Origin of the sequence: Pseudomonas sp. HY7a-MNA-CIBAN-0227 (assembly GCF_040310325.1) — a bacterium.
GTDB lineage: Bacteria > Pseudomonadota > Gammaproteobacteria > Pseudomonadales > Pseudomonadaceae > Aquipseudomonas.
The window spans coordinates 1-257 of the sequence record NZ_JBEOPT010000236.1 but is presented as its reverse complement, the minus strand read 5'-3'; the positions used below and the strand labels follow the sequence as shown (position 1 = coordinate 257).

Genomic DNA, 257 nt, shown 5'->3' with positions numbered 1-257 from the left:
CGTGAGCGGTGGTCAGCAACACATCACGGATTTGCGGGTTGTCCAGGTACGGGAAGCGTTCCATCAATAACCCCAGCGCGCCCGTCACATGCGGGGCGGCCATGGAGGTCCCCGACCAGGTTTCATAACCAAAAACCGGCCGGTCGCCTGTCACTTCAAAGCCATTGACCTCGCCGTCTTCGTCGTACCATTTGTTGGCATCAATTTCGCCGCTGACTACCGACGAAGCAATAGCGGTCCCGGGGGCTGCTACGCAC

1 protein-coding gene is annotated in these 257 nt (G+C 59.5%); it reads right to left on the bottom strand.

Translation table 11 applies throughout. The features are described from left to right. On the bottom strand, window positions 1-257 hold a 257-nt coding region (locus AAEZ06_RS27730; RefSeq protein ID WP_350617357.1), incomplete at both ends, for a S8 family serine peptidase.